7 protein-coding genes are annotated in these 6,502 nt (G+C 70.0%); 3 read left to right on the top strand and 4 right to left on the bottom strand.

The window, feature by feature from the left end; translation table 11 throughout:
• Positions 1-1,084: 1,084 nt before the first annotated feature.
• Positions 1,085-1,705 (top strand): hypothetical protein, encoded by a 621-nt coding sequence (locus OOJ98_RS34800; protein WP_267059173.1) that lies wholly within the window; start codon positions 1,085-1,087, stop codon positions 1,703-1,705.
• 115 nt (positions 1,706-1,820) lie between these two features.
• On the top strand, positions 1,821-2,180 hold the full coding sequence (locus OOJ98_RS34795) for a helix-turn-helix domain-containing protein (protein ID WP_267059171.1): 360 nt from the start codon (positions 1,821-1,823) through the stop codon (positions 2,178-2,180).
• A gap of 1,080 nt (positions 2,181-3,260) precedes the next feature.
• On the opposite strand, the gene OOJ98_RS34790 is transcribed toward OOJ98_RS34795, so the two are convergent.
• The 4 genes from OOJ98_RS34790 to OOJ98_RS34775 all read right to left on the bottom strand — a co-directional run bounded on the left by OOJ98_RS34790 (position 3,261) and on the right by OOJ98_RS34775 (position 5,539).
• Positions 3,261-3,533 carry a hypothetical protein gene (locus OOJ98_RS34790; protein ID WP_266862619.1) on the bottom strand — a complete coding sequence of 91 codons (273 nt, stop codon included), beginning with the start codon at positions 3,531-3,533 and terminating at the stop codon, positions 3,261-3,263.
• Positions 3,533-3,769 (bottom strand): hypothetical protein, encoded by a 237-nt coding sequence (locus OOJ98_RS34785; protein WP_266862617.1) that lies wholly within the window; start codon positions 3,767-3,769, stop codon positions 3,533-3,535. The genes OOJ98_RS34790 and OOJ98_RS34785 overlap by 1 nt, the downstream gene beginning before the upstream one ends.
• A 269-nt stretch (positions 3,770-4,038) precedes the next feature.
• Positions 4,039-4,845 carry a hypothetical protein gene (locus OOJ98_RS34780; protein WP_323177969.1) on the bottom strand — a complete coding sequence of 269 codons (807 nt, stop codon included), beginning with the start codon at positions 4,843-4,845 and terminating at the stop codon, positions 4,039-4,041.
• Positions 4,846-4,948: 103 nt separating this feature from the next.
• The gene (locus OOJ98_RS34775; protein ID WP_267059167.1) at positions 4,949-5,539 is read right to left on the bottom strand and encodes a terminal protein; all 591 of its coding nucleotides are present in this window, start codon (positions 5,537-5,539) and stop codon (positions 4,949-4,951) included.
• Between the two features lie 285 nt (positions 5,540-5,824).
• Between OOJ98_RS34775 and OOJ98_RS34770 the strand changes: the two genes are divergently transcribed.
• On the top strand, positions 5,825-6,478 hold the full coding sequence (locus tag OOJ98_RS34770; RefSeq protein ID WP_267059166.1) for a GNAT family N-acetyltransferase: 654 nt from the start codon (positions 5,825-5,827) through the stop codon (positions 6,476-6,478).
• The last annotated feature ends 24 nt before the right edge of the window (positions 6,479-6,502 follow it).

The raw sequence follows: 6,502 nt of genomic DNA, 5'->3' as shown, positions 1-6,502 counted from the left end.
GTACCACATCGCTGCGCGATGTGCAAGGGGCGCAGTCGCTGCGCTCCCTTCGCCCACGCGGAGCGTGGGCGCCTCCCTCCGCTGCGCTCCTGGAGGCAGTGGGGCCGGCCGCTGCGCGCCCGGCTGGCCGCGCGGTGCGCGGCCGGGCCGATCGGGTCCGTGGGTGCGGCTAGTGGGGCCTCCAGTACGGGAGTTGGGGAGCGCTGGGCGCTCCCGGCGGGTCCGCTGCGCTCCCCCGCCTGACGGTCCTTCCGGCTGCGCCTCCAGTCCCTTGGGGCCCGCTGGCGCGGGCCGGGCTGGCTACGAGATGGGGGTCGCTCGTTCGTGTGGGTTCTAGTGTACCGCGTGCATCGGGTTGATGCAGCATGTACCGTTGGCGGAAACACGGGACACCCCCCAACCACCCGGACGGGGCGCGGCTTTTGATTCAAGGTCAGCGCCTGAATTCGTTTCCCACCACTCACGCGAGGAATAACGAATTGCGAAGTCGTGGACCCGAGCCACAGAACGGTACCTCGGATATCGGAAAGCTCGAATTCCGGCCTGCGGAGGTACCGGAGCCGAACGGCCCCCCGGGCCGGGCGGCGGAACCGTCCACCGGCACCGGCCACGCTTCCTCGCTTTTGAACGTCACGGTCGGCACCACCCGAGACTCAGAGCCGCTGCTGCCGTCCACGGCCCGCACGAGGGCGCGGTGCCGCACGCGAAGCCGCCTCAGCCACGGAGGCCGGCCCCCTCGATCCGGTGGCTGTCGACGGCGACACGCCCGCCGCTGCCAGCTGCTTGCCCCGTACGCGCCGGGGCGTGTCGGCCGGGGTTCGCGTGGTGGTTGAGCTCTAGTGACACATAAGAGCGTTCCACGCCGAAACCGGCTCTGACCTGCGGTGATGCGAAACCGTTTGTTCTAGGTTTCCAGAACAAACGCGTCCTGGGTGTTCTGGAGATCCAGAACAAACGGGCCCCGAACCTGACGGGTCATCAGGTAACTGTGAGCCACGGTTTGTTCTGCCCCTCTAGAACAAGCCGGTTTACCTAGTGCTACCGTGCAGGCTGAAACGTTGATCATCTCTGGAGGACTGTGCTGATGGAACAGCTGCCGATCGTCCGCCCCGGCGAGCGCGTGGTTGCGCGGTCGGACGGCAAGGGCGGCTTGATCCTGGGCGTGGAGAAGATCAAGGGCCGGGAGTTCGCCGCGAGCGCGGAGTGCAGCGGCTACGTGCTGGACGCCCGGCTGCTGATGGACGTGCTCGGCAGTCTCAAGATGCCCGGGAGCTGGTTCCAGGTCTGGTGCAAGCTCGTGGCGCTGCAGAACGCCAACCGCGCCGACGACCAGACCCGGGCTGCCGCCCGCGGCTTCGTGAAGACCAACCAGCGCGACCTCCAGGCCCGGTGCAACCTGTCGGCGGCCTCGGTGAACGAGGCCAGCCAGTTCTTCGCGCACATCGGCTGGATGCGGACCGCCAAGCGCGGCGTGCTTCAGCTGAACCCGTGGCTGACGGTGGCCGGCACCTCGGGCGAGCAGGAGAAGTGGCAGGCGCTCTGGAACAGCGCGGAGGGCCCGTCCTGCCTCATCCCGCACTCCGACTACCCCACCGAGTGGCGCCAGGCGCGCGAGGTGGAGAAGAAGGCCGTGGAGTCCGCCCGCCGCAAGGAGAAGGTTGTGACGCTGCGCCAGAGGCGGCCGGTCCGCAAGGCCAGCGCATGACCTCGCGCGGCATATCCTCGTTACACGTCGACCTGATCGGAAGTGGTGAGGCTCCGTGAGCAGCTCTTACGTCCCCAGCCCTCCCACAGAGGCCCCTGTCACGATTCCCCGTGCCGTGCTGCGCCTCCTGGCCCTGGTCGACGTCTCCACCGCCGGCCGCCGCGTCCTGGACGAGCTGCTGTACCTCAGCGACCCGGAGAACGGCACCGCCTCGATCAGCCAGAACGAGATGGCGCGCGAGCTGGGCGCGAGCAAGCCGACGGTGAACCGCGGCTTCAAGGAGCTACGCGAGTGCGGACTCGCCTGGAGCCTGGAAGACGGGCTCTACCAGCTCCACCCGCTGCTGACCGGCGGCAAGGTGTCCTCCCCCGTCATGAAGGTCCCGGAGATCAAGGCCGCCGAACCCGGCCGCTTCACCGAGCAGCGACGGGCCCGGTTCGCCGCCCAGATGGCCAACCTGGCCGCCACCGGCTGAACCGTCCCACCGAAGGTCCCAGGCGCCGCACCAGGAGTGCGGCGCCTTCTTCATGCCCTCCACCGAGCCGGTAGCACTAGCTAAACCGGGTTGTTCTGGAGGAGCAGAACAAACGCGAGCCACCGCGCGGTCCGCGCCGGACGGCCCGCAGCGAGTAGGTGGTAGCACCAGGTGAACCGGCTTGTTCTGGAGCAGCAGAACAACCGCCGACGGCCGGGCCGGACTGCTGCGCTGTTGCTGCACCTGGTGAGGCCGGCCTTGCTACCCGTGCAGCACCCGTGTGCCGTCTGGGTCGGGCAAGTGCTGCACCGCGAGCCGGGCGGCCGGGGCAGCACCCGGTCTTGCACCCCTGTGCTGCCCTTGCACCCTTCACCACCAGGAGCAGCAGCTCGTGCAGCAAGCAGAAGGGTGCAAGGGTCTGGGTGGTGCTGGAGGTCCACATCGGGGCCCCGCGCCAGGAGGCCGGCGGGGCCGCCCAAGCGGGGCCGGGCCGGGCCGTCTCTTGCACCCCAATGTAGGTAAGTAGTTGTAGTACCTACGTGCGGGTTGAACTCTCCCCCCTGAGAGCAGAGCTCGCGGCCGGGAGACGAGATCACCGGCGCAGGAGCCGAACCGCGGAGACACCCGACGCCGCGAAGCGCTGTACGCCGCTGTGAGAGCCCGAGAGGCCCGTGATCGTTGTACGGGAGCCCGGAACCGCTCAGAGCGGCGCAGGAGGCCGCACAGCGCCGGGAAGGATCATGTGAGCCGTGGCGCTACGGGCGCGCTGGTGAGCTCCGCCCGACCGTGCGAATGCTGCGCACCCACCAGAACCGCCAACCGAACATCCGCGTCAGCGAGGTCTTGCGCAGCCTCTACCACCGGTATCTCGCCTACGGCGGGTGCGGAGAGCGCGCTCGTCATCTGGTCAGTCAGTCCTAGGTATTCCTCTTACGCGAGCGATCCCTCACCAACCGGCGGACCCGATCCCTCACCAAACGACGAAGACGCCGATCCGCTGCTGACCGTCCTCGTGGTCGGCGCCGGCCTCGTCGACTCCGGCGAGCAGCAGCCGGTCGGCCTGGTCCCGGACGTCGCGGGTCAGACCTCGATGAAGGCGACCACGACGACGGTCTTCAACGCGGTCACCCAGTACACGAGCCGGACGCGTTCGACGTCGTCAACGTACTGGCGCAGCCGCGGGCCGGTGCTGTCGCCGGGGAGGAGTTCGCCGGCGTCGGGGTCGACGGAGATGACGACCAGGGCGCGGTCCAGGGCGTGCAGCTCGGCTTCGCTGGTGATGGCGTCCAGCTGCTTGGCGGCGGAGTCGGAGAACGCGATCCGGGCGCGGCGCGGGCCGTGCGGTGCGGGCATCAGGCGACGGCCGGGCGCTGGGCGGCGAGCCGGGCGAGGTGAGCCTCGCGCAGGTCCTCCCACGGCGTGCAGTCCTCCACCGCGGGCAGGCCGTTGGCGGCGATGTCCTCCAGGACGGCGGCGAGCTGGTCGGCGCTCTCGCGGGTCCGGGCCGCGTACGCGCGCAGTCCGTCGGCGGCGGCGGGCTCCAGCTGCTGCCGGACAGTGGTGTCGGCGGGGGCCGGCTGTTCGCTCATCGAGGACTCCAGAGGGCAGAACTGGCTTCTCTCACCAAGGTATCGCTGGGCAGGCGGGCCCGGGAGCACTCCGCCGGAACCCGGCCCGTAACTACGCTCCGTATTACTCACAAGTGCGCGTGAGGTCCAATCTTGAGTGTCACGCTCCACCCCCGAAAACGTCCTCTGGAGAGCCCTACACCCCCGAGAAACGGACAAACAGGGACAGATTCGAGGCAGCGTGACACGTAAGATCTGACATCGCGAGGGAGCGTGACAGTCACTTTCTGTCAGCGTGACACCGGGTCTGGGCCCGCAGGCGGTCGGCTCGGTGGCGTTCCTTCGACGCGGGTGAGGAACGCGGCGAGCGCGCCGGCGGCTTCGGGCTCGGTGGCGGCGAGCCGGGCCGCGAACGCCAGCTCGTTGACGTCGGCGCCGGGGACCAGGCGGGCGAGTTCGGCGAGCAGCGCGGCGTGCGCGAGGACCGGTGGCGTGAGAAGGCCGGCGGCTTCCTCGCGGGCGGCGGGGTCGCGGTAGTGCCCGAGGTGTGCGGCCAGGGCGTGGGCGAGCCAGGCGTCGACGTCGGCCTGGACGTACCCGCCGGCTCGCCGGGTCAGCTCGTCACGGACGGCTTCGTCACCGGTACGGGGCTCGGTCTGCTCCAGGGTGCCGAGCTCGCGCAGCGCCTGGAGCTCGTCGGCGCGGGCCGCGATCCGCATTGCTTCGCGCAGGTCAGCTTCCCGGGCGGCGGCGGCCGCGGCTTCGGCGGTGAGCTCGGCCTGGACGACGTCGTCGACGTCCGGGTCGTAGACGGTGCCCGCGGGCGCGGCGGCGAGCAGCTGGTCGATGCGTTCCCACTCCGTGAGCTCCGCCGGGCCGCGGGCGTCGTCGGCCAGGTCCTCGTGCCGGGACGCCTGCCGGGCGTGGAAGCGTGCGTCCTCGAGGGCCGCCGCGATGGCGTCGGCGTCCATGCCCTTCGCCCGGCGCCGTACAACACGGCGGCCGATCCGGGCCGGGTCGACCGGCTCACGGGGCGCGGCGACGCGCGGGGCGAGCGGTCGGCTGGTGCTCTCGCCGGGCGGCCAGAACCGGGTCATCTTCGGTCTCGCATTCATCGTGCGGATTCGGTGCGGGCCGCCGCCAGAGCGCTGTACGGCGGCCCGCAGATCTGGTTTATAGCAGGCTCAGAATTCCGGCGGGTCAGAACCGGAAAGAAATTGACGACACTGACGTGAAGTCCGCGCGGAGGCCATCGGCCCGTGTGCCCCATTCCGTGAAATACGACTCCGTGATGGCCTCCGCGACGATCGGATGCAGATCCTCCTCCGTCGCACCGGCCTCCTGAAGCTCCAGGATCTGCTTCACGTACGTGGGCGAGATGTCCGTGGTGATCTGCCGCTCACGGCCATCGTCCGAGCTGCCCGTGCAGGTGAATCCGAAGTACGCCGTCACCTCCACCATCATCCCCCTGGAGGTGGACGCCTGCGCGCGCGCTTGCGCCCTGACCTGCGGTTGCCACTCGGATTCCGTCTCCTCCACCAGGGCGGCCTGGAGCCGCTTCTGCGGGTTCGTCAGCTTCCCGGACCGGTAGCGCTCCACCGTCCGGCGCGAGACGCCCAGGCGCTCCGCCAGGGCCTTGGTCGACCCCTTCGCCCGCGTGAGAAGGAATTTCACCTGTGCATTTGCTGACTTCGGCGCGGGCCGGGTGAAGACCTTCCGCTCCGCCCGCGCGAGGGCCTCCAGGACCTTGCCGCGGCGCGGGGCCGGCTGCTGCTGCTCGTGATCGCTCATACCTCCAGGGACCACGATCCGCCTGTGGACAACGGCCGCGCTCCCGTCGCCAAGTCGGCTGTCAGCGCCGGGTGTTATGCAGGGGGCCCAGCAGGGGAGGTTGCCGGTGACAAGGGGAGGGACACCGTGGGGAAACGGAACGGGGCACGCAAGGGTGCCCGGCGGTCAGGGAACCCGGCGCGCCGCGAGGCGGAGCATCAGATCTCGGGCGTCGTACTGGGCGAGCGCATGTACTCCGGGGCGGCCGGCCACCGAGCCGGGGCGCAGCCGGGAGAGATTCTTCCGGTGAGGGCTCCGGAACTGCCGGACGGCGTCGTGCTCAGGGACGCGGCCCGCACCGACCGGGCCGCGCTGGAGCCGGTGATCCGGCTGGCTGATCCGGACAACCCCGACGGCTCCTGGCGAGCGCTGTCCGAGGTGATCAATCAGAGCCTGGACCCAGGGCTGCAGACGTACGCGCGGGTGGTGGAGGAGACGTCGTCCGGCGCGCTGGTCGGCGGCATGCTTGCGCTGCCGGCCACGTGGGCCTTCACCCATCCCATGCTCATCGGCTCGCCCAACGCGCACATCATCGCTGGTCTGGTCGGCTGCCTGGACTCCCTCGCCGTCGTCGACCAGTGGCGCGGCAAGGGGATCGCGCGTGCCCTGGTCACCGACGCGGAACGTGCAGTCAGTTCACATTCGGCCGGGAAGCTGGGCAGTGCCGTACTGCTCGTCACGCACGAGCCGGAGCTGACGGACTTCTACGCCGGGCTGGGCTTCACGGTGTCCCCGGACGGCATCGGGATTCCCACGCCCACGGGGTTCATCTGCCACGGCCCGACCAAGGGCTTCCGCTTTTCGGTGAAGCCGCTGCGCACCGGCGTCCAGATGAAGCCCATGGCCACGCCGTACGGGCGGCAGCTGGTCATCCAGGACGTCCTGCCGCTGCCCCGCTGAGTCGACCCTGGCGGATACGCGAGC

The organism is Streptomyces sp. NBC_00083 (genome assembly GCF_026343295.1).
In the GTDB taxonomy this organism is placed as follows: Bacteria; Actinomycetota; Actinomycetes; order Streptomycetales; family Streptomycetaceae; genus Streptomyces.
This window is presented reverse-complemented; position numbering and strand designations above follow the sequence as displayed.

Excerpts from the sequence above, each read along its gene's own strand:
- OOJ98_RS34800 (WP_267059173.1), top strand. The coding sequence starts at position 1,085 with ATGGAACAGCTGCCGATCGTCCGCCCCGGCGAGCGCGTGGTTGCGCGG.
- OOJ98_RS34790 (WP_266862619.1), bottom strand. The coding sequence starts at position 3,533 with ATGCCCGCACCGCACGGCCCGCGCCGCGCCCGGATCGCGTTCTCCGAC.
- OOJ98_RS34785 (WP_266862617.1), bottom strand. The coding sequence starts at position 3,769 with ATGAGCGAACAGCCGGCCCCCGCCGACACCACTGTCCGGCAGCAGCTG.
- OOJ98_RS34780 (WP_323177969.1), bottom strand. The coding sequence starts at position 4,845 with ATGACCCGGTTCTGGCCGCCCGGCGAGAGCACCAGCCGACCGCTCGCC.
- OOJ98_RS34775 (WP_267059167.1), bottom strand. The coding sequence starts at position 5,539 with ATGAGCGATCACGAGCAGCAGCAGCCGGCCCCGCGCCGCGGCAAGGTC.